This window comes from Brevibacillus borstelensis (genome assembly GCF_037834415.1).
In the GTDB taxonomy this organism is placed as follows: domain Bacteria; phylum Bacillota; class Bacilli; order Brevibacillales; family Brevibacillaceae; genus Brevibacillus; species Brevibacillus borstelensis_A.
Genome location: NZ_JAUMSJ010000017.1, coordinates 29,776 through 49,543, shown reverse-complemented (window position 1 = coordinate 49,543; position 19,768 = coordinate 29,776). Strand labels below are relative to the sequence as shown.

Annotated in this window: 31 protein-coding genes; 1 reads left to right on the top strand and 30 read right to left on the bottom strand. The window is 49.9% G+C overall.

Going from position 1 to position 19,768, the window contains the following annotated elements; genetic code table 11:
• Positions 1-14: 14 nt before the first annotated feature.
• The 22 genes from secY to rpsJ all read right to left on the bottom strand — a co-directional run bounded on the left by secY (position 15) and on the right by rpsJ (position 10,614).
• Positions 15-1,310, bottom strand: coding sequence for a preprotein translocase subunit SecY (gene secY, locus Q3F21_RS14945; RefSeq protein ID WP_340254301.1), 1,296 nt, complete (start codon positions 1,308-1,310; stop codon positions 15-17).
• Positions 1,310-1,750, bottom strand: a complete 441-nt coding sequence (gene rplO, locus Q3F21_RS14940) for a 50S ribosomal protein L15 (protein WP_340254298.1) — start codon at positions 1,748-1,750, stop codon at positions 1,310-1,312. The genes secY and rplO overlap by 1 nt, the downstream gene beginning before the upstream one ends.
• Positions 1,751-1,783: 33 nt before the next feature.
• Positions 1,784-1,969, bottom strand: coding sequence for a 50S ribosomal protein L30 (gene rpmD / locus Q3F21_RS14935; RefSeq protein WP_003391945.1), 186 nt, complete (start codon positions 1,967-1,969; stop codon positions 1,784-1,786).
• A 16-nt stretch (positions 1,970-1,985) separates the two neighbouring features.
• Positions 1,986-2,483 (bottom strand): 30S ribosomal protein S5, encoded by a 498-nt coding sequence (rpsE, locus tag Q3F21_RS14930; RefSeq protein ID WP_003391947.1) that lies wholly within the window; start codon positions 2,481-2,483, stop codon positions 1,986-1,988.
• Between the two features lie 18 nt (positions 2,484-2,501).
• Positions 2,502-2,864: a 50S ribosomal protein L18 gene (gene rplR, locus Q3F21_RS14925; RefSeq protein WP_340254295.1), complete on the bottom strand. Its 363-nt coding sequence runs from the start codon at positions 2,862-2,864 to the stop codon at positions 2,502-2,504.
• A 33-nt stretch (positions 2,865-2,897) separates the two neighbouring features.
• Positions 2,898-3,434, bottom strand: coding sequence for a 50S ribosomal protein L6 (gene rplF, locus Q3F21_RS14920; protein ID WP_340254292.1), 537 nt, complete (start codon positions 3,432-3,434; stop codon positions 2,898-2,900).
• A 33-nt stretch (positions 3,435-3,467) separates the two neighbouring features.
• On the bottom strand, positions 3,468-3,866 hold the full coding sequence (gene rpsH, locus Q3F21_RS14915; protein WP_003391953.1) for a 30S ribosomal protein S8: 399 nt from the start codon (positions 3,864-3,866) through the stop codon (positions 3,468-3,470).
• Between the two features lie 27 nt (positions 3,867-3,893).
• A complete protein-coding gene (locus Q3F21_RS14910) occupies positions 3,894-4,079 on the bottom strand; it encodes a type Z 30S ribosomal protein S14 (protein WP_122906764.1) in 186 nt (61 codons plus the stop codon).
• 26 nt (positions 4,080-4,105) lie between these two features.
• Positions 4,106-4,648, bottom strand: a complete 543-nt coding sequence (gene rplE, locus Q3F21_RS14905; protein WP_003391957.1) for a 50S ribosomal protein L5 — start codon at positions 4,646-4,648, stop codon at positions 4,106-4,108.
• A gap of 26 nt (positions 4,649-4,674) precedes the next feature.
• Positions 4,675-4,989 carry a 50S ribosomal protein L24 gene (gene rplX, locus Q3F21_RS14900; protein ID WP_340254281.1) on the bottom strand — a complete coding sequence of 105 codons (315 nt, stop codon included), beginning with the start codon at positions 4,987-4,989 and terminating at the stop codon, positions 4,675-4,677.
• 49 nt (positions 4,990-5,038) lie between these two features.
• Positions 5,039-5,407 carry a 50S ribosomal protein L14 gene (rplN, locus tag Q3F21_RS14895; protein WP_003391962.1) on the bottom strand — a complete coding sequence of 123 codons (369 nt, stop codon included), beginning with the start codon at positions 5,405-5,407 and terminating at the stop codon, positions 5,039-5,041.
• 42 nt (positions 5,408-5,449) lie between these two features.
• Entirely contained in the window at positions 5,450-5,716 is a 267-nt protein-coding gene (rpsQ, locus tag Q3F21_RS14890) for a 30S ribosomal protein S17 (protein ID WP_003391964.1), read from the bottom strand.
• 21 nt (positions 5,717-5,737) lie between these two features.
• A complete protein-coding gene (gene rpmC / locus Q3F21_RS14885) occupies positions 5,738-5,935 on the bottom strand; it encodes a 50S ribosomal protein L29 (RefSeq protein ID WP_003391966.1) in 198 nt (65 codons plus the stop codon).
• On the bottom strand, positions 5,925-6,359 hold the full coding sequence (gene rplP / locus Q3F21_RS14880) for a 50S ribosomal protein L16 (protein ID WP_003391969.1): 435 nt from the start codon (positions 6,357-6,359) through the stop codon (positions 5,925-5,927). The genes rpmC and rplP overlap by 11 nt, the downstream gene beginning before the upstream one ends.
• A 2-nt stretch (positions 6,360-6,361) precedes the next feature.
• Entirely contained in the window at positions 6,362-7,024 is a 663-nt protein-coding gene (gene rpsC, locus Q3F21_RS14875; protein WP_340254275.1) for a 30S ribosomal protein S3, read from the bottom strand.
• A 13-nt stretch (positions 7,025-7,037) separates the two neighbouring features.
• Positions 7,038-7,370: a 50S ribosomal protein L22 gene (rplV, locus tag Q3F21_RS14870; RefSeq protein WP_003391974.1), complete on the bottom strand. Its 333-nt coding sequence runs from the start codon at positions 7,368-7,370 to the stop codon at positions 7,038-7,040.
• Positions 7,371-7,399: 29 nt separating this feature from the next.
• Positions 7,400-7,681, bottom strand: coding sequence for a 30S ribosomal protein S19 (rpsS, locus tag Q3F21_RS14865; protein ID WP_003391977.1), 282 nt, complete (start codon positions 7,679-7,681; stop codon positions 7,400-7,402).
• 49 nt (positions 7,682-7,730) lie between these two features.
• Positions 7,731-8,561 (bottom strand): 50S ribosomal protein L2, encoded by an 831-nt coding sequence (gene rplB, locus Q3F21_RS14860; protein WP_340254270.1) that lies wholly within the window; start codon positions 8,559-8,561, stop codon positions 7,731-7,733.
• A gap of 33 nt (positions 8,562-8,594) precedes the next feature.
• The gene (gene rplW, locus Q3F21_RS14855; protein WP_003391980.1) at positions 8,595-8,885 is read right to left on the bottom strand and encodes a 50S ribosomal protein L23; all 291 of its coding nucleotides are present in this window, start codon (positions 8,883-8,885) and stop codon (positions 8,595-8,597) included.
• The gene (gene rplD, locus Q3F21_RS14850) at positions 8,885-9,508 is read right to left on the bottom strand and encodes a 50S ribosomal protein L4 (protein ID WP_340254266.1); all 624 of its coding nucleotides are present in this window, start codon (positions 9,506-9,508) and stop codon (positions 8,885-8,887) included. The genes rplW and rplD overlap by 1 nt, the downstream gene beginning before the upstream one ends.
• A gap of 21 nt (positions 9,509-9,529) precedes the next feature.
• The gene (gene rplC, locus Q3F21_RS14845; protein WP_340254263.1) at positions 9,530-10,159 is read right to left on the bottom strand and encodes a 50S ribosomal protein L3; all 630 of its coding nucleotides are present in this window, start codon (positions 10,157-10,159) and stop codon (positions 9,530-9,532) included.
• A gap of 146 nt (positions 10,160-10,305) precedes the next feature.
• Entirely contained in the window at positions 10,306-10,614 is a 309-nt protein-coding gene (gene rpsJ / locus Q3F21_RS14840) for a 30S ribosomal protein S10 (RefSeq protein ID WP_003333796.1), read from the bottom strand.
• Positions 10,615-11,028: 414 nt separating this feature from the next.
• On the opposite strand from rpsJ, the gene Q3F21_RS14835 reads away from it, so the two are divergent.
• Positions 11,029-11,424, top strand: coding sequence for a globin (locus Q3F21_RS14835; protein WP_340254260.1), 396 nt, complete (start codon positions 11,029-11,031; stop codon positions 11,422-11,424).
• Positions 11,425-11,434: 10 nt separating this feature from the next.
• Here the strand turns inward: Q3F21_RS14835 and Q3F21_RS14830 are convergent, their stop codons facing one another.
• The 8 genes from Q3F21_RS14830 to Q3F21_RS14795 all read right to left on the bottom strand — a co-directional run bounded on the left by Q3F21_RS14830 (position 11,435) and on the right by Q3F21_RS14795 (position 19,588).
• Positions 11,435-12,361, bottom strand: coding sequence for a DMT family transporter (locus Q3F21_RS14830; protein ID WP_340254257.1), 927 nt, complete (start codon positions 12,359-12,361; stop codon positions 11,435-11,437).
• A gap of 125 nt (positions 12,362-12,486) precedes the next feature.
• Positions 12,487-13,365 carry an RNA polymerase sigma-70 factor gene (locus Q3F21_RS14825; protein WP_340254254.1) on the bottom strand — a complete coding sequence of 293 codons (879 nt, stop codon included), beginning with the start codon at positions 13,363-13,365 and terminating at the stop codon, positions 12,487-12,489.
• Between the two features lie 4 nt (positions 13,366-13,369).
• A complete protein-coding gene (locus Q3F21_RS14820) occupies positions 13,370-14,659 on the bottom strand; it encodes a phytoene desaturase family protein (RefSeq protein WP_340254251.1) in 1,290 nt (429 codons plus the stop codon).
• Between the two features lie 139 nt (positions 14,660-14,798).
• Complete coding sequence (tuf, locus tag Q3F21_RS14815; RefSeq protein WP_340254248.1) at positions 14,799-15,989, bottom strand: elongation factor Tu; 1,191 nt, start codon at positions 15,987-15,989, stop codon at positions 14,799-14,801.
• 119 nt (positions 15,990-16,108) lie between these two features.
• A complete protein-coding gene (fusA, locus tag Q3F21_RS14810) occupies positions 16,109-18,187 on the bottom strand; it encodes an elongation factor G (RefSeq protein ID WP_340254245.1) in 2,079 nt (692 codons plus the stop codon).
• A 69-nt stretch (positions 18,188-18,256) separates the two neighbouring features.
• Positions 18,257-18,727: a 30S ribosomal protein S7 gene (gene rpsG, locus Q3F21_RS14805; RefSeq protein ID WP_340254242.1), complete on the bottom strand. Its 471-nt coding sequence runs from the start codon at positions 18,725-18,727 to the stop codon at positions 18,257-18,259.
• A 52-nt stretch (positions 18,728-18,779) separates the two neighbouring features.
• Positions 18,780-19,211: a 30S ribosomal protein S12 gene (rpsL, locus tag Q3F21_RS14800; protein WP_251873126.1), complete on the bottom strand. Its 432-nt coding sequence runs from the start codon at positions 19,209-19,211 to the stop codon at positions 18,780-18,782.
• A gap of 122 nt (positions 19,212-19,333) precedes the next feature.
• Positions 19,334-19,588, bottom strand: coding sequence for a 50S ribosomal protein L7ae-like protein (locus tag Q3F21_RS14795; RefSeq protein WP_003391999.1), 255 nt, complete (start codon positions 19,586-19,588; stop codon positions 19,334-19,336).
• Positions 19,589-19,768 lie beyond the last annotated feature (180 nt).

The following is a 19,768-nucleotide window of genomic DNA, read 5'->3' as shown; positions in this document are numbered from 1 at the left end:
TTCAACTACCTCGGTTACTTAATGAACCCTTGGTAATGGCGCTTGATCATCTGGCTTTCGATCTGCTTCATCGTGTCGAGAGCGACACCGATCACGATCAGCAGAGAAGTTCCGCCGATGTAGATCTGCTGAGGCAGGTTGGCCAGCTTACTAAAGAAGAATGGCAAAATCGAAATTGTCATCAGGAACAAGGCGCCAGCCAATGTAAGACGGTTCAACGTACGGGTAATGTACACCTCGGTGTTTTTACCGGGTCGGATACCAGGAATGTAACCGCCATTTTTCTTCATATTCTCCGCCAGTTGTACAGGGTTGATCTGTACAAAAGTGTAGAAATACGTGAAACCGATAATCAAGATTGCGTATAGCGTCATCCCAAGCGCTGCGTTAGGTTGGAAATGTGTGTATATCCAGTTGGCAATACCCGTTCCGGAACCATCTACCCAGAACTGCGCGATTGTTGAAGGGAAGATTACGAGCGAGATTGCAAAGATAACGGGAATAACACCAGCAGAGTTGATTTTGAGCGGAATGTGGGTGGATTGACCACCGTACATTTTGCGACCAACTACACGCTTTGCATACTGCACCGGAATCTTACGCACACCTTGCTGCATAAAGATGACCCCAACAATAATAGCGATGATCACCAAAAGGATAATCAGCAATTTCACAATTGAAAAGAACAGATTCTGAGAAGCATCTGCAAACTGCGTCGTGTAAATCGTCGCGATCCCACTAGGGATGTTTGCAACGATACCGGCAACGATGATAATCGAAATCCCGTTTCCGATACCCTTCTCTGTAATTTGTTCACCCATCCACATCAGAAACGAGGTTCCTGCTGTCAGAGTGAGCGCGATCAATGCGTAACTGCCAATTGACGTATCGTTAAGCAGTCCTGGAGCCATGTTGTTAAAGCCGAACGTCATCCCCACAGACTGGATCAAAGCAAGCACAATTGTGAAGTAGCGCGTGACAGTCGCGATTTTACGACGTCCCACTTCTCCTTCACGAGCCCATTGCGTAAACTTAGGCACAACATCCATGGACAGAAGCTGCATGATAATCGATGCCGTGATGTACGGCATGATTCCCATTGCAAAAATCGAGTAGTTATGCAGCGCGCCACCGGAGAAAGTATTCAACAATCCCAGCAAGTGGTTCGTATTCTGCTGAAACAACTCGACATTCACGTTAGGGGCAGGGACGAAACTCCCGATTCGGAAGACGACCAGCATCATCAGCGTAAAGAATATCTTACGACGCAGGTCGCCTATCTTAAAAATGTTAGTTAATGAGCCTAACATTAGATCACCTCGGTTGTTCCACCGACTTGAGCGATCTTCTCAGCAGCTGCATTGGAGAACTTGTGCGCTTTTACAGTCAGCTTCACAGTCAGTTCACCGTTTGCAAGAACTTTTACACCGTCGCGCATTGCGCTGATTACACCCGTTTCCTTCAACAGTTCAGGTGTAACCACAGTGCCTTCTTCAAAACGATTCAGCGCATCCAGGCTAACAACCGCGTACTCCTTGCGGCTGATGTTGGTGAAACCGCGCTTAGGCAATCGACGGAACAGTGGGTTTTGACCACCCTCGAAGCCAGGACGAACACCGCCGCCGGAACGAGCGTTTTGACCTTTATGACCTTTACCAGCTGTTTTACCAGTACCGCTACCAATACCGCGACCAAGGCGCTTGCGAGTATGGCGGGACCCTTCTGCAGGTTTCAGTTCATGCAATTTCATTCCTTGCACCTCCTAACCGTGTAAAATCAACGTTTACGCTTCTACTTCTTTCACTTCTACCAGATGCTTCACTTTGAAGATCATGCCGCGGATTGCAGCGTTATCTTCTTTCACCACGGTGTGGTTGATTTTGCGAAGACCCAGAGCTTTTACCGTATCTTTTTGATCGACGGTGCGGCCGATCACGCTGCGCTTGAGGGTAATTTGCAATTTTGCCATGTCCATTCCCTCCTTATTAACCCAACAACTCGTCAACAGTCTTACCGCGCAGTTTCGCGACGTCTTCCGCTGTTTTCAGACGGCCGAGGCCTTCCAGCGTAGCGTTGACCATGTTGATGGGGTTGTTGGAACCGAGAGACTTGCTCAAAACGTCACCTACACCAGCAAGCTCCAGAACCGCGCGGACAGGTCCGCCAGCAATAACACCGGTACCTTCGGAAGCAGGTTTAATGAGCACTTTACCGGAACCGAAGTGGCACAGTACTTCGTGCGGAATGGTCGTTCCTTTCATCGGTACACGGATCAGTTTTTTCTTTGCGTCGTCAATCGCTTTACGAATCGCGTCCGGCACTTCTTGGGCTTTACCCATACCAGCGCCTACGTGACCGTTGCGGTCGCCGACTACCACAAGAGCGCTGAAGCTCATGCGACGTCCACCTTTAACCGTTTTCGCAACACGGTTAACGGCGACTACTTTTTCTTCCAGCTCCAATTTGCTAGAGTCGATACGCATTCCTTTCCCTCCTTGTTGTTAGAATTGCAGGCCAGCTTCACGAGCTGCTTCTGCGAGTGCTTTAATACGTCCATGATAAATATATCCGCCACGGTCGAAAATTACGTCATTCAGACCTTTTTCTTGTGCGCGTTTAGCAATCAGTGTACCCACAGCAGTCGCTGCTTCTACATTGGCACCGTTTTTCAGGCCAAGCTCTTTATCCAGAGAGGATGCTTGAGCCAAAGTAGCGCCTGTAGCATCATCGATCAGTTGAGCATAGATGTGCTTGGAAGAACGGAATACGTTCAGACGCGGACGTACTGCAGAGCCGACCAGGCGCTTGCGAATGCGCAGATGGCGTTTTTTCCGAGCTTTGTTTTTATCAGCTTTCGTAAACATTACGCGGCCTCCCTTCTCATAAAACTACGAAGCTTATTTACCTTTTTTACCCTCTTTGCGGCGAACAACTTCGTCGCTGTACTTAATCCCTTTGCCTTTGTATGGTTCAGGCTTGCGGAGGGAGCGGATTTCAGACGCGATTTGGCCTACGCGCTCTTTATCGATTCCTTTAACCACCAGAGTGGTTTGGTTTGGCACATCGATTTCAATACCCTCTTCAGGAGTTACCTCTACTGGATGGGAGAAACCGAGAGACAGAGTTACGCCTTTCCCTGCTTTCGCAGCGCGGTAACCTACACCCACAAGCTCCAGTGTACGAGTAAAGCCTTCGGATACGCCTTTTACCATGTTGGCAACCAGCGCGCGAGTCGTACCATGGAGAGAGCGGTGAAGCTTGTTATCGCTAGGGCGCTCAACGACTACTTCGTTATCGTTAATGTTGATTTTGATATCCGGATGGAAGTTACGAACGAGTTGACCCTTAGGGCCCTTTACCGTCAGCTCAGTACCGTTCAGAGCGAGGGTAACGCCTGCAGGGACCACGATCGGTTTTCTACCGACACGAGACATGTGGTGCACCTCCTGTGCTTTTTCAATCTGTGATTACCAAACGTAAGCGAGAACTTCTCCACCTACGTGAGCTTGGCGAGCTTGCTTGTCGGTCATTACGCCAGCAGACGTAGAGATCAGGGCTACACCCAGACCGCCAAGAACTTTAGGGATCTCTGTGTTTTTCGCGTATACGCGCAGACCTGGCTTGGAGATACGCTTCAGTCCGGTGATTACGCGCTCGTTGTTCGCACCGTATTTCAGGAAAACACGGATGATCCCTTGCTTGTTATCTTCAACGAACTCCGCATCGCGAATGAAACCTTCTTCTTTCAGGATGCGAGCAATTTCTTTCTTGATAGTGGACGCCGGGATCTCCACTTTCTCGTGGCGAACCATATTGGCGTTGCGAATGCGCGTAAGCATGTCAGCGATTGGATCAGTCATAACCATGAGAGAGAACCTCCTTCCCGTTTCAAATTACCAGCTTGCTTTTTTCACGCCAGGGATTTGGCCTTTATAAGCAAGTTCACGGAAGCAAATACGGCAGAGTTTAAATTTGCGCAAAACGGAATGAGGACGTCCGCAGCGCTCACAACGGGTATAAGCACGAACCGCAAACTTCGGTTTCCGCTGTTGCTTGATAATCATTGATTTCTTTGCCACATTCTTCCCTCCTTACTTTGTGGGGTTTATTTACGGAATGGCATACCCATTTGAGTCAGCAATTCACGAGCTTCTTCGTCTGTTTTCGCGGAAGTGACGATTACGATGTCCATACCGCGAACCTTGTCAATTTTATCGTACTCGATCTCAGGGAAGATCAGCTGCTCCTTCAGACCGAGCGTGTAGTTGCCGCGACCGTCGAAAGCTTTCGAAGATACACCGCGGAAGTCACGTACACGCGGGAGAGATACGTTCATCAGTTTGTCGAGGAAGTGGTACATGCGCTCGCCGCGCAGTGTCACTTTCGCACCGATTGCCATGCCTTCACGCAGTTTGAAACCGGCGATGGAATTCTTTGCACGAGTTACAACCGGCTTTTGACCAGCGATGATTTGCAAATCTTCTACTGCGGAATCCAGTGCTTTGGCGTTGCCTACAGCTTCACCAACACCCATGTTGATCACGATTTTTTCTACTTTCGGAACCTGCATGATGGAAGAGTAACCGAACTTGCTCATCAGGCTAGGCACGATTTCGCTTGTATATTTTTCTTTCAATCTTGCTGCCATCTAGGACATCCTCCTTTCCGATCTGACTACTTGTCGAGAACTTCGCCAGATTTTTTCGCGTACCGAACTTTTTTACCGCTATCCAGTACCTTGTAACCGATACGTGTTGCTTTGCCGGACTTCGGATCGATCAAGGATACATTGGATACATGAATCGGTGCTTCTTGCGTTACAATGCCGCCTTGCGGATTGGATTGGGACGGACGAGAGTGTTTTTTCACCAGGTTGATTCCTTCAACCAGGACGCGGTCTTTCTTCGGGTAAGCAGCGAGAACGCGACCTTTTTTACCCTTGTCTTTACCCGTTATTACGATAACAGTGTCGCCTTTCTTAACGTGCATCGCTTGGTGCACCTCCTATCGAGCAAACTACCAGAGTATTTCCGTTCAATTAGATTACCTCAGGAGCCAGGGAGATGATCTTCATGAAGTCTTTTTCACGAAGTTCACGTGCTACCGGTCCAAAAATACGGGTACCACGAGGTGATTTATCCTCTTTAATGATTACTGCTGCGTTTTCATCAAAACGGATGTAAGAACCATCCTGACGGCGAACGCCACGCACGCTGCGTACTACAACCGCTTTAACTACTTGACCTTTCTTGACAACGCCGCCGGGTGTAGCGGATTTAACGGAGCACACGATAACATCACCGATGTTCGCCGTTTTGCGACCGGAACCGCCCAGAACCTTGATGCACATGAGTTCTTTTGCACCGGAGTTGTCAGCAACAGCCAATCTCGTCTGAGTTTGGATCATTTACTGTTCCTCCTTTCGGATGTAATTACCCGAAAATCTGAGTTATACGATTACTGCCTCTTCGACGATACGAACCAAGCGGAAGCACTTGTCTTTGGACAGCGGGCGAGTTTCCATGATTTCCACGATATCGCCAGTTTTCGCAGAGTTGTTTTCGTCGTGAGCCTTGAACTTCTTGGAATACTTCACACGTTTACCGTACAGCGGATGCTTTTTGTAGGTCTCTACCAGAACAACGATGGTTTTATCCATTTTGTCGGATACAACGCGACCTACCATGGTTCTACGCATTTTGCGTTCTGCGGTCATGTTCGAACCTCCTTCCTGTAATTAGCCGATCCCTAATTCTCTTTGGCGCAGGACGGTTTTCGCACGAGCAATATCCTTACGCACTTGTTTAATGCGAGATGTGATTTCGAGCTGACCGGTAGCCAACTGGAAGCGAAGGTTGAACAGCTCTTCTTTCAAGGAGTTAACGTTTTGTTCGATCTCGGCAGTGGTCAAATTGCGAAAATCATTAGCCTTCATGTGCGTCACCACCCACTTCTTCCCGCTTCACGAACTTGCACTTAATAGGCAGTTTGTGCATTGCCAGGCGCATAGCCTCGCGAGCGACTTCTTCGGATACGCCAGCAAGTTCAAACATGATCTTGCCAGGTTTCACTACAGCTACCCAGTACTCAGGAGAACCTTTACCGGAACCCATCCGTACTTCAAGCGGCTTTTGCGTAATTGGTTTGTCAGGGAAAATCTTGATCCATACTTTACCGCCACGGCGGATGTAACGAGTCATCGCAATACGGGCAGCCTCGATTTGACGGTTGGTAATCCAAGCCGGTTCGAGAGCTTGCAGACCGAATTCACCGAAAGCAACAGTGGTACCGCCTTTTGCGTTACCAGCCATTTTTCCGCGGTGCTGTTTGCGGTGTTTCACGCGTTTTGGCGTCAACATGTTTATTTGCCTCCTTCCTCAGTCGCTACGTTCTTCTTCGTAGGAAGGACTTCTCCACGGTAGATCCACACTTTTACGCCGATGCGGCCATAAGTGGTGTGTGCTTCGGCTGTACCGTAGTCGATGTCAGCACGGAGCGTATGAAGCGGAACAGTACCTTCGCTGTAACCTTCGGAACGTGCAATGTCAGCTCCGCCAAGACGACCGCTGACCAGAGTTTTGATTCCTTTCGCACCTGCGCGCAGCGAACGAGTAATCGATTGCTTTTGAGCACGGCGGAAAGAAATGCGGTTTTCCAGTTGACGAGCGATATTTTCAGCTACCAGAGTAGCATCCAGGTCAGGCTTCTTCACTTCGTTGATGTTGATGTGTACGCGCTTGCCAGTCAGTTCGGTCAAGGCTTTGCGGAGAATTTCTACTTCCGAGCCACCTTTACCAATTACCATACCAGGCTTAGCGGTGTGAATCGTAACGTTTACGCGGTTCGCTGCACGTTCGATTTCAATGCTAGAAACAGCAGCATCTTTCAGACGCCCTTTTACAAATTTGCGGATTCTCAGGTCTTCGTGCAACAGAGCTGCGAAGTCCTTGTCAGCGTACCATTTGGACTCCCAGTCGCGGATAATGCCGATACGAAGACCAACCGGGCTTACCTTTTGACCCACACGTAATCCCTCCTTATTTCTCGTTTAGTACCACTGTGATGTGGCTGGTGCGTTTATGGATGCGGCTTGCGCGACCCATAGCACGCGGGCGGAAACGCTTCAGTGTTGGACCTTGGTCCACAAAGATTTTTCCAACAACGAGTCCGTTCGGATCCATTTCATAGTTATGTTCAGCGTTAGCGATCGCCGATTTCAGAAGTTTCTCCACTACCGGAGAAGCTGCTTTCGGCGTGTGTTTCAGAATCGCCAGCGCCTCACCCACTTGCTTGCCTCGGATCAAGTCAACCACCAGGCGAACTTTGCGAGGGGCAATGCGAATATAGCGAGCAACTGCTTTAGCTTCCATCTTTGTACCTCCTCTCTGTCAAGAGAAAATTAGCGCTTCTTGGATTTCTTGTCGTTATCGACGTGACCCTTGAAGGTACGAGTTGGTGCAAATTCACCCAGTTTGTGACCTACCATATCTTCTGTAACGTATACCGGTACATGTTTGCGGCCGTCATATACAGCAAACGTGTGTCCTACGAAATCAGGAAAGATTGTGGAGCGACGAGACCAGGTTTTCACCACGCGTTTTTCGTTCTTTTCGTTCAGTTCAACTACTTTTTTCATCAGGTGATCATCTACGAAAGGACCCTTTTTCAAACTGCGACCCATGTGTGAACCTCCCTTCGCCAAAGGCGTTCGGTTATTGTCTCACCCTGCCTTACTTCTTGCGACGGCGGATGATATATTGATCGGATTTGTTTTTCTTCTTGCGGGTTTTGAGACCGAGAGTCGGTTTACCCCAAGGAGTAACTGGCGCTTTACGTCCGATCGGAGCGCGACCTTCACCACCACCGTGCGGGTGATCGTTCGGGTTCATTACGCTACCGCGTACAGTTGGACGAACACCCAACCAACGGGAACGGCCAGCTTTACCAATGTTGATCAGCTCGTGATCGATGTTGCCTACTTGACCGATGGTAGCGCGGCAAACGTTATGAATGCGGCGAGTTTCACCGGAAGAGAGACGAACGATTACGAAATCGCCATCGCGACCGAGCAATTGAGCGGAAGTACCTGCTGCACGAACCAATTGTCCGCCTTTGCCAGGCTTCAGCTCGATGTTGTGAATGGTAGTACCAACTGGAATGTTAGCCAGCGGCAGTGCATTACCGGTTTTGATATCAACATCTGGGCCGGAAACGATCTCATCGCCAACTTTCAGGCCGTGTGGAGCGATGATGTAACGCTTTTCCCCGTCCATATAGTTGATCAGAGCGATGTTTGCGGAACGGTTTGGATCGTACTCGATAGTAGCTACGCGACCTACGATGCCGTCTTTGTTCCGTTTGAAGTCGATGATGCGATATTTGCGTTTATGACCGCCACCTTGATGACGAACGGTGATTTTCCCGTGGTTGTTGCGTCCAGCTTTCTTGCTCAGAGGCGCCAACAGGGATTTTTCGGGAGTCGACGTTGTGATCTCCTCGAAAGTTGAAACCGTCATTTGGCGACGACCAGGAGAAGTCGGTTTAAACTTTTTGATACCCATTTAAAATTCCCTCCTTTTCGGTAGTCGTCGGGGTTATACGCCTTCGTAGAAAGCCAGCTCTTTGCTGTCTTCTGTCAGCTTAACGATCGCTTTTTTCCACTCAGAGGTGTAACCGGAGTATTTGCCGTAGCGCTTTGGTTTTGCAGGAACACGAGAAGTGTTTACTGCTTCCACTTTCACGCCGAATACTTTTTCAACGGCTTGCTTGATTTCGGTTTTGTTGGCTTTGAGCGGCACTTCAAAAACGTACTTCTTCTCAGCCATCATGTCAGTGGTGCGCTCCGTAATGATAGGGCGCTTGATGATGTCGTGAAGGCTCTTCATTAGGCGAGCACCTCCTCTACTTTCGCAACCGCATCTTTCGTTACGATTACTTTGTCATACGCAACCAGGTCCAGAACGTTAATGCCAGCTGCATCTACGAACTTGGCGCCTGGGATATTGCGGGAAGAGAGCGCTACGTTTTGATCGAACTCGGAGGTTACGATCAGCACTTTGCGATCTACTTTCAGGTTGTTCAGAACAACGGACATTTCTTTGGTTTTTGGAGCAGAGAAGTTCAATGCGTCCAATACCAGCAGTTCGTTGTTTTGCACTTTTGTGGACAGTGCGGATTTCAGCGCCAGACGGCGAACTTTACGGTTCAGTTTGTATCCGTATTTGCGTGGAGTCGGACCGAATACAACACCGCCGCCTTTCCATTGCGGAGCGCGAATGGAACCTTGACGGGCACGACCGGTACCTTTTTGACGCCACGGCTTGCGGCCGCCGCCACGAACCTCAGAACGGTTCTTTACATCATGCGTACCCTGGCGTTGGGCCGCTTGCTGCATAACGATAGCATCGAAAAGAACAGCGTTGTTAGGCTCGATACCGAAAACACTGTCTGCCAGTTCGATTTCGCCTACTTGTGAACCAGCTTGATTGTAAAGAGCTACTTTTGGCATGTCAGTTCCTCCTTTCCTTAACTAGTTCTTCTTGACTGCCGTGGATACTAGAACGTAGCTGTTTTTCGGGCCAGGCACGGAGCCTTTCACCAAAATCAGGTTGCGATCCGCATCTACTTTGATTACTTCCAGGTTTTGAATGGTTACGTTGTCGCCGCCCATTTGACCTGGCAGGGTTTGGCCTTTGAATACGCGGCCTGGATCGACAGCGCCGAGAGAACCAGGACCACGATGGTAACGGGAACCGTGAGCCATCGGACCGCGGCTTTGGTTGTGACGTTTGATCGCACCTTGGAAACCTTTACCCTTGGTTACGCCGGCAACGTCTACAAACTCTCCTGCGGCAAAAATATCAGCTTTCAATTCTTGACCTACCTCGTAATCTGCGAGGTTTGCTCCGCGAATCTCGCGAATGAAGCGCTTAGGTGCAGTGTTAGCTTTCGCTGCGTGTCCTTTTTCCGGCTTGTTAGCTCGATGTTCCTTCTTGTCTTCGAAACCGATCTGGATAGCTTCGTATCCATCGTTCTCTTGATCCTTCTTTTGCAGTACTACGTTAGGACCTGCTTCGATGACGGTAACAGCGATTGCCGATCCGTTCGGACCAAAAACTTGGGTCATGCCAAGCTTTCTGCCTAAGATTCCTTTGGTCATTTGTGCCACCTCCTGTGCTTATATCCACTTACCTTACTGTTGTATCAAGGTCCCTGCCGATGCGCAGGGGCGCCGTTTACGGGGTTTAAAGACTTGATAAATCGCGTTTATTAAGACAACGCCTGCGCGTGTATCGTACTCGAATCTTACAGTTTAATCTCGATGTCCACACCGGACGGCAGATCCAAACGCATCAGCGCGTCAACCGTTTGCGGGGTCGGATTCAAAATGTCGATCAAGCGTTTGTGAGTGCGCATCTCGAATTGTTCACGAGAATCTTTGTACTTGTGAACAGCACGCAAAATCGTATAAACTGCTTTCTCCGTCGGAAGCGGAATTGGACCCGATACATTGGCACCGGAACGCTTGGCAGTCTCCACAATTTTCTCAGCAGACTGATCGAGGATTTTGTGATCGTACGCCTTTAAACGAATACGAATCTTTTGTTTTGCCATTTTAGTCCCTCCTTTTTCGCCCATTTTTTGAAACGGACATTTCTCCGTGGAAATATCCTGCACCCCGGTCATGGCAAAGGGGCCGGGTGTGTCAGCAACCTCCCACATCATCGCAAGTCCATGACCAACATTCAATATTGTACTAAAATGAAATGGGCAACGCAAGTTTTTTCTTGGTTTTCCACACATTTTTCGTACATAGCGGCCTTTTTTTGGCTCACTTTGTCCATCTTACTGATTTCTCAGGGCAAAGGCAAGCGGGATTCACTTCCAAACGCATCGTCGCTCTCTTTCTGTCCTGTTTTTTCACTCGCTAGTTATCGTGCAAAACAGAACCTTCTCTTCCCTGCTATGTATATAAGAAGAAACACGGTATACTGAATAGGTACTCTAGTAAAAAGGAGGATACCGGCTATGCCCGATAGACTCGTCACACCCTATGAACAAATCGGCGGGGCTGAGACCCTCACCCGCTTGGTCGATACGTTTTACGATCTGGTAGCGGCGCATCCCGATCTGGCTCCGCTCTTCCCGGAGGATTTTACAGAGGTGAAGGAGAGACAGTTTCAGTTCCTTACACAATTTCTCGGCGGGCCCACTCTTTACAGTGACAAGCATGGCCATCCCATGCTGCGTGCCCGCCACATGCGTTTTCCGATCGGCCCTACGCAAGCAGTCGCGTGGCTTGGTTGCATGAGCGAAGCTATGGATCGAATCGGCCTGGAAGGTGAGCTTAGAGATCAGTTCTTTGAGCGCCTGCGCCTGACTGCCTATCACATGGTCAACCAGCGGGAAACAGATAAAGCGTAGGGAGCTGCCCCTACGCTTTTGTTATGACATCCGTTTTTGGCTTGACCCCTCTTGCCTGAATCTGCCGCGAGCCTAAATAAACACCGGTGACGATCATCACGAGAGCGAGCAAGTGCAAAGGCTGCAAACGCTCCCCCAGAAACACGGCGGCAAAAAACAAGCTGGCCAGCGGCATTCCATTTAAAAATACAGCCGTCCGGCTTGCCCCCAGCTGGCGAATGCCGTAGTTCCAGCCCAAGGAGCCCAAAGCCGTCGAGAGTCCGCCAGACACGAAAATGACCAACCATTGGAACGGCGATACTTCCAGTGAAACATAATAGGATAAAGGCTGCTCCATGAAAGCTGCCGCCCATAAAAAGACGACCCCGAACACCTGCGACACTGCCGTGATCAACAAAACGGGAACACCCCGGGTAGTCAGCTTCCGTATCAACAAGCCTCCGGTGACATACATCAGCATCGAGGAAAACATGATCAGATCCCCCCAGCCGTTCATCTCGATCGACCCGTGCCGGGACAAAACGACAACCAAAACGCCGCTAAATCCAATCCCGATCCCGAGCGCCTTCCGCCAGGACATTCCCTCGCCGAGCAGAAGCATGGCCAGTAGAGCTGTCGCCAGAGGATTGAGTCCCAGGATGAGGGATGCGTTTCCCGCCGTCGTAAATCGCACGCCCAAAGCAAGCGTCAGCTGGTGCAGCGCTATCGAGCTGGCTCCTACGCCGGCGATCAAAAGCCAATCCGCAGCTTTCAGCTTGAACCGATGCCGATACGTCCACAAGATCGGGCTCAAGCAAAGACCTGCTACAGTCATCCTGATCGCAGCCACATAGAGCGGCGGAAACATGGTAAGGTATTTCACCATCACTACATTGAGTCCCCACAGCGTGACCACACCGGCAAGCATCAGGTACAACCATCGATCATTGTTTTGCATCACTGGCCCTTCTTCCCATTCTTCGTTACAAATCGCATTCGTAATTGTAGCACAGGAATGGCCGTCACTTAATTTCCTTTTTTTGATCGTCGTCATTTGAAAATTCGATAAGGCAATAGCACTCTTTATCCCCGGGTCGTCCATGAGTTTTTCAGCTTATCGGGATTCCGGATGAAATACAAGGCGGCAATCTTCCCGTTTACCAGCTTGATTGTACTAATACCGTAAATCTCGTCTCCCTCATAGGCGATGATGCCAGCCTCACCGTTTACGTTTCCAATTTCCACGCGATAATCAGGAGATTGCTTTCGAGTGATTCCAAGCAAAAAAGCGATAACTCTCTCGCTCGACAAAATGGGCCGCAGGGCCGCTTTGACCTTTCCGCCGCCATCGGAGTAGAGGATCACATCCGGAGAGAGAAGCTCCAGCAATGTAGCGGAATCCTCGGTATGAATCGCTTTTAAAAACGATTCCAGCAAGAGCTTTTGCTGTTCATAGTCAATTCTTTGATCAGGCAGCTCTTTGGAGAGCTTTTGTTTTACCCGACTGAAAATCTTTCGACAGTTCGCCGTCTCCTTGCCCGTTATCTCTGCAATCTCGTCATACTCAAAATCCAGCACCTCTCGCAAAATGAATATGGCTCTTTCAACTGGCGAGAGACTTTCGATCAAGGCCAGCATGGCAATCGACAGCTGGTCTTGATGGATGAGCTGCTCCATCGGCCCAAGCTGTTCATCCCGAAAAACAACCGGTTCGGGCAGCCATGGCCCTACATATACTTCCCTCTTCTTCCGTGCAGACCTCAAGAAATCAATGCATCGATTCGTCAATATTTTGCAAAGCCACGCCTTGACGTTTTCAACGTTTTTCTTTTGGAACTTCTCAAGCGACAAAAATGTATCCTGCACGATATCCTCTGCATCCGCCACCGTACCGAGCATACGGTAGGCAATGGAAAAAAGCAGCGGCTTGTAGGTCACATAGAGCTGCTGTGTATCCATCATGGAATCATCCTCTCTCGCCGTCCATCTTTACTATCTCTTTTGCCGCCTCTCGGGCGCTGGCCAAAGCGGCGTCGGCAAGCAATCCCTCGCGTGCAAACCAATCGCCCACTACGTACAATCCGGGAATTTCCTTTATCGCAGGACTCTCTTTGGACAGTAAGGCAGCGCGTTGCGGTGTCACCAGACTGTGCGAAACCGTCATCGCCGGCAAATAACGCTTTGTAACGGCATTGTCTTGCCAGCCGGGCTGCAGCCTTTCGAGAAAGGCTTCCAACAGCTCGTGATCCCGGTCGGAATCGGGATTTTCGGAAGACCGATGGTACTTGAATACGTGGATCACCTGATAGTCCGGATTATTCGAAAATGTGGCGGCAGCCGATTGATTTGAAAAGTACAAGGGCCGCTCCAAATCCAAGGCAAAAGAGATGGCCGGGTTTGGCAGCTTTTTGACAATAACGTCCAGGGCGGCGCCTTTAACCGGTATGAGCGTGTTTTTCCATTCAGCCAGCACTGTCTGTTCCGCATTTTTCACCATGCGATAGGTAGCAGCGGGGCCTGCCGAGGATATGACGTACCTCGCAGATAGCTCGCCTTGGGGCAAGGCGACCTTGATCGTCGGCGTTGTCCCTTCAATGGCTGCCACATGCTGATTCAACCGGATCGTAACACCGGCCATCAAGGCCTCTTCCCTTAGGTCATCGATAAGGCTTTGCCATCCATAGTGGAGATAGCTTACACCGCCTGCTGCGGATAGCCGAAGCTGCCGGAGCAATACCCCTGCGCTTGCCCGTTCGGGATCGTCGCAGTAGCTGGACAATCGTACAAGCGTAAAGAACAGCTGCCTGACTCGTTCTTCGGCGATGTTCATCGTTGCCCACTCGTAGAGTGACATTTGACATATTGCCTCGATATCCTGCCTTGTCAAACGAAACAACAAACCGAGAAAGTCCTTCCTCTGTCTCCAGGTAAACACATTCGACTTGATCAAAGACAGCGGTGTGGTTGGCAAATCATAGACACCGTCCCGATCTGTAAGGATACCGCCTGTAGTCAGCAAACCTCCTTTTGGGACAATTCCCACTTCGCTCAATACATTCATTCCTGCCCCTTTTCGAAACAAGGCATGTGGTCCCCGATTTACAACACACCCTTCATAGACTTCAGACGATGCGCGTCCGCCAAGCTGCCCCGATTTTTCCAGCAGCACAACCGCTTTGCCTGCATGGGCCAACCAGACAGCTGATGCCAGTCCGGATAATCCGCCGCCGATTACACATACATCGAAATGTTCCACTTTGCGTCTCCCCTTTAGGGTCCCATTCTCATACACAAGACGATCAGGGACAGGCAGTTGTGACAAGTGGCAGCAAATCGCTGCTTGGAAAATAAAAAACCCGACAGCATAAAGCTGTCGGGCTTGGCTTTTACAACAATTACTCAGTGATAGTGGAAACTACGCCCGCACCAACTGTACGGCCACCTTCGCGGATCGCGAAGCGAGTACCTTGTTCCATCGCTACAGGAGCGATCAGTTCAACGGTGAACTCAGTGTTGTCGCCAGGCATGATCATTTCAACGCCTTCTGGCAGTTGGATGATACCTGTAACGTCAGTTGTACGGAAGTAGAATTGTGGACGGTAGTTGGAGAAGAAAGGAGTGTGACGGCCGCCCTCTTCTTTGGACAGAACGTAAACTTCTGCTTTGAACTTGGTGTAAGGTTTAACGGAACCTGGTTTCGCCAGTACTTGACCGCGCTCGATGTCTTTACGCTCAACACCGCGGAGCAGAGCACCGATGTTGTCACCAGCTTCTGCTTGATCCAGCAGTTTGCGGAACATCTCAACACCAGTTACAGTAGTTGCTTTTGTTTCTTCAGCCAGACCAACGATTTCCACTTGGTCACCAACTTTAACCAGACCGCGCTCTACACGACCTGTAGCAACAGTACCACGACCAGTAATGGTGAATACGTCCTCAACTGGCATCAGGAATGGTCTGTCAGTTGCACGCTCAGGAGTTGGGATGTAGCTGTCAACAGCTTCCATCAGCTCGAGAATTTTCTTGCCCCAATCGCTGCCTGGGTTATCCAGAGCTTCTTTAGCGGAACCTTTGATTACTGGAATGTCGTCGCCTGGGAACTCATATTGAGACAACAGGTCACGAATTTCCATTTCAACCAGTTCCAACAGCTCTTCATCGTCTACCATGTCGCATTTGTTCATGAATACTACGATGTAAGGTACGCCTACTTGGCGGGACAGCAGGATGTGCTCGCGAGTTTGTGGCATTGGGCCATCTGCAGCAGATACTACCAGGATAGCGCCGTCCATTTGAGCAGCACCGGTAATCATGTTTTTCACGTAGTCAGCGTGTCCAGGGCAGTCAACGTGAGCGTAGTGACGGTTAGCAGTTTCGTATTCAACGTGGGAAGTGTTGATCGTAATACCGCGCTCTTTTTCTTCTGGAGCGTTGTCGATGGTGTCATAAGCCATAGCTTTTGCGCCACCCGCTTGAGCCAGAACGGTAGTGATAGCAGCAGTCAGAGTAGTTTTGCCGTGGTCAACGTGACCAATGGTACCGATGTTTACGTGCGGTTTATTCCGCTCAAATTTTTCTTTAGCCATGAGAGTGAGCCTCCTCATTAATAAGGGTTTTATAGAGTGAAGAAAGGTTTACCCTATCAACGGTTAACCCTATCATATTGTAAACCTTTCTTGTTTCAAGATAAAGTCAAGCGCACCAATTATTCGCCTTTGGACTTCTTGATAATCTCATCAGCGATGAACTTCGGCACTTCTTCGTAATGGTCAAGCACCATCACGTACGTACCGCGGCCTTGCGTACGGGAACGCAGCACGGTGGAGTAACCGAACATCTCGGACAGCGGTACCATCGCACGGATGACTTGTGCGTTTGCACGAGCTTCCATACCTTCGATACGGCCGCGGCGGGAGTTCAGGTCGCCCATAACGTCGCCCATGTACTCTTCCGGAATGGTAACTTCTACCTTCATGATTGGCTCAAGAAGTACAGCGCCGCATTTCTTCGCGGCTTCTTTCAGAGCGAGGGAACCAGCCACTTTAAATGCCATCTCGGAGGAGTCGACATCATGGTAGCTACCGTCAACCAGCGCTGCTTTGATATCCACCAGTGGGAAGCCGGCGAGAACACCATTTTTCATGGCTTCTTCGATACCAGCTTGTACCGCAGGGATGTATTCGCGCGGTACCACACCACCGACGATTTTGTTTTCAAATTCGAAGCCTTTGCCCGGCTCAAGCGGAGCGAACTCCACCCAAACGTGACCGTATTGACCACGACCACCGGACTGACGAACGAACTTACCTTCGACTTTGGCAGAATTGCGGAATGTTTCGCGGTAAGCAACCTGCGGAGCACCTACGTTCGCCTCAACTTTGAATTCGCGTTTCATGCGGTCAACGATGATCTCCAAGTGAAGCTCACCCATACCGGAGATGATGGTTTGACCAGTCTCTTCGTCTGTGTGAGTTCTGAACGTCGGGTCTTCTTCAGACAGCTTGGAAAGCGCGACGCCCATTTTGTCTTGGTCGGCCTTGGACTTCGGCTCGATCGCAATGTGAATAACCGGATCCGGGAAAGTCATGGACTCCAGAATTACCGGAGCTTTCTCGTCACAGAGCGTATCACCAGTCGTAGTGTCTTTCAAACCTACAGCTGCTGCGATGTCACCGGAATAAACCTGTTGGATCTCTTCGCGGTGGTTCGCGTGCATTTGCAGGATACGACCGACACGTTCGCGTTTGCCTTTGGTGGAGTTCAGGACGTAAGAACCGGAGCTCAGTACACCAGAGTATACGCGGAAGAATGTCAGACGACCTACGTACGGGTCAGCCATGATCTTGAACGCCAGAGCGGCGAACGGACCATTGTCGTCAGCCGGACGTTCTACTTCATCTTCGGAATCCGGAAGCGTACCTTTGATCGCTGGAATATCGATCGGAGAAGGCAGGAATGCCACTACGTTGTCCAGCATCGGTTGAACGCCCTTGTTGCGGTAGGAAGAACCGCACATTACCGGAGTGATTTTGCAATCGATGGTACCTTTGCGCAGAGCTGCGCGAATTTCATCGTTGGTCAGCTCTTCGCCTTCCAGGTACTTCATCATCAATTCTTCATCTTGTTCCGCAGCTGCTTCTACCAGTACAAGACGGAGCTCTTCGCACTTGTCTTTGAGATCAGCCGGGATTTCAACAGCATCGGAGGTTTTGCCAAGGTCATCGGTATAGATGATTGCCTTCATTTCGATTAGATCAACCATACCTTTGAACTGGTCTTCCGCACCGATCGGATATTGTACGGCTACTGGATTTGCACCCAGCCGGGTACGAATTTGCTCCAGGCACATATCGTAGTTTGCGCCGATAATATCCATTTTGTTGATGTAGCACATACGAGGTACGCCATACCGGTCAGCTTGGCGCCAAACGGTTTCGGTCTGAGGCTCAACGCCGCCTTTCGCGTCAAAAACGGTTACGGCACCGTCCAAAACGCGCAGGGAGCGCTCTACTTCAACAGTGAAGTCTACGTGTCCAGGCGTATCGATAATGTTGATTCGATGGCCATTCCATTGAGCCGTGGTAGCAGCCGAAGTAATGGTGATACCGCGTTCTTGCTCTTGTTCCATCCAGTCCATGGTGGCCGCACCTTCGTGCGTTTCACCAATCTTGTGCACGCGACCGGTATAGAACAGAATACGCTCAGTGGTGGTTGTCTTACCGGCATCAATGTGTGCCATGATACCGATGTTCCGCGTATTCGCTAAAGAGAACTCGCGAGCCATTGGGTATGCTCCTTCCATACTCGAATGTAAGAATATGCGGGTATCGAAATCGAACACCCGCTCTTATTACTACCAGCGATAGTGTGCAAACGCTTTGTTTGCTTCAGCCATCTTGTGCGTGTCTTCACGCTTTTTTACTGCTGCACCTGTGTTGTTCGCAGCGTCCATGATCTCGTTCGCCAAGCGTTGTTCCATGGTTTTCTCACCGCGAGTGCGGGAGTAGTTCACCAACCAACGCAGGCCGAGAGTGGTGCGGCGCTCAGGCTTAACCTCGATCGGTACTTGGTAGTTCGCACCACCAACACGACGAGCTTTTACCTCCAGTACAGGCATTACGTTTTTCAGTGCTTCTTCAAACACTTCCATTGGGTTGCGACCAGTACGCTCCTGAATAATGTTGAATGCATTGTACAGGATGTTCTGTGCAACACCGCGTTTGCCATCCAGCATCAAGCGGTTGATCAGACGAGTGACCAATTTGCTGTTGTGAATCGGATCAGGCAGTACGTCACGACGGGTTACAGGACCTTTCCGTGGCATCGTATTCCCTCCTTCTGTTTAGATTTAAAGTTACGCCATCATACCTAGGCGATTATTTTTTTGCTGCTTGGCCCGGCTTCGGACGCTTCGTACCGTATTTGGAACGGCCTTGTTTACGGTTGTTCACACCAGCAGTGTCAAGCGCACCGCGAACGATGTGATAACGAACCCCTGGCAAGTCTTTTACACGACCGCCGCGAACCAGCACGACGCTGTGCTCTTGCAGGTTGTGGCCGATACCACCGATGTAAGCAGTAACCTCAATACCGTTAGTCAAACGCACACGAGCGTATTTACGCAACGCGGAGTTTGGTTTTTTCGGAGTCATGGTACCCACACGAGTGCAGACACCGCGTTTTTGAGGAGAGCTTTGGTTGGTTTGAGCCTTCTTGAAGCTGTTGTACCCCTTTTGCAGAGCTGGGGACTTCGACTTCACAACCTTGTCCTTGCGACCTTTGCGCACCAATTGGTTCATTGTAGGCATGGATGTTACCTCCCTTCTTATTACCCAATCTCAAGACCACAGATCCAGGTGAGTCATCTTTGGTCAAATAGAAAGTCTTTGCCACACAACCAACTTGAAGTTGGACGGAAACAAAAACATCGTTAACCACTTTTCTTTATCGCGGCAGTTGCCGCTCCCACCTCTATTCCACACGCTTTGCCTAACCGGCGCATGGAATCGACGCGGATGACTGGCACACCCTTCTCCTTGCAAAGAAGCTCGACTTTTTGGGTCAATCGTCTATCAGCATCAACCGCGATGTAAACCGCTTCAACCTGATTGTGTTCCACGGCCTTCATCGTTTGTTTGACGCCAATGGTGAGCTCCTTGGCCCGCTCTACTTTTTCATAAGACATGTAGAATCATATCCTCCAAAGTACAGATGTCAGGCACACTTGAATATAATATCAGCTGGGCCCGTCAATGTCAACGCCCGCTATCATTATTTTTATATTATATTTTGTAAGGAAAAGCGCCCATCACGAGGACGGGCACTTTTCCTTTATTCTTTGCGCATACACGCCTGACTGCCTTGT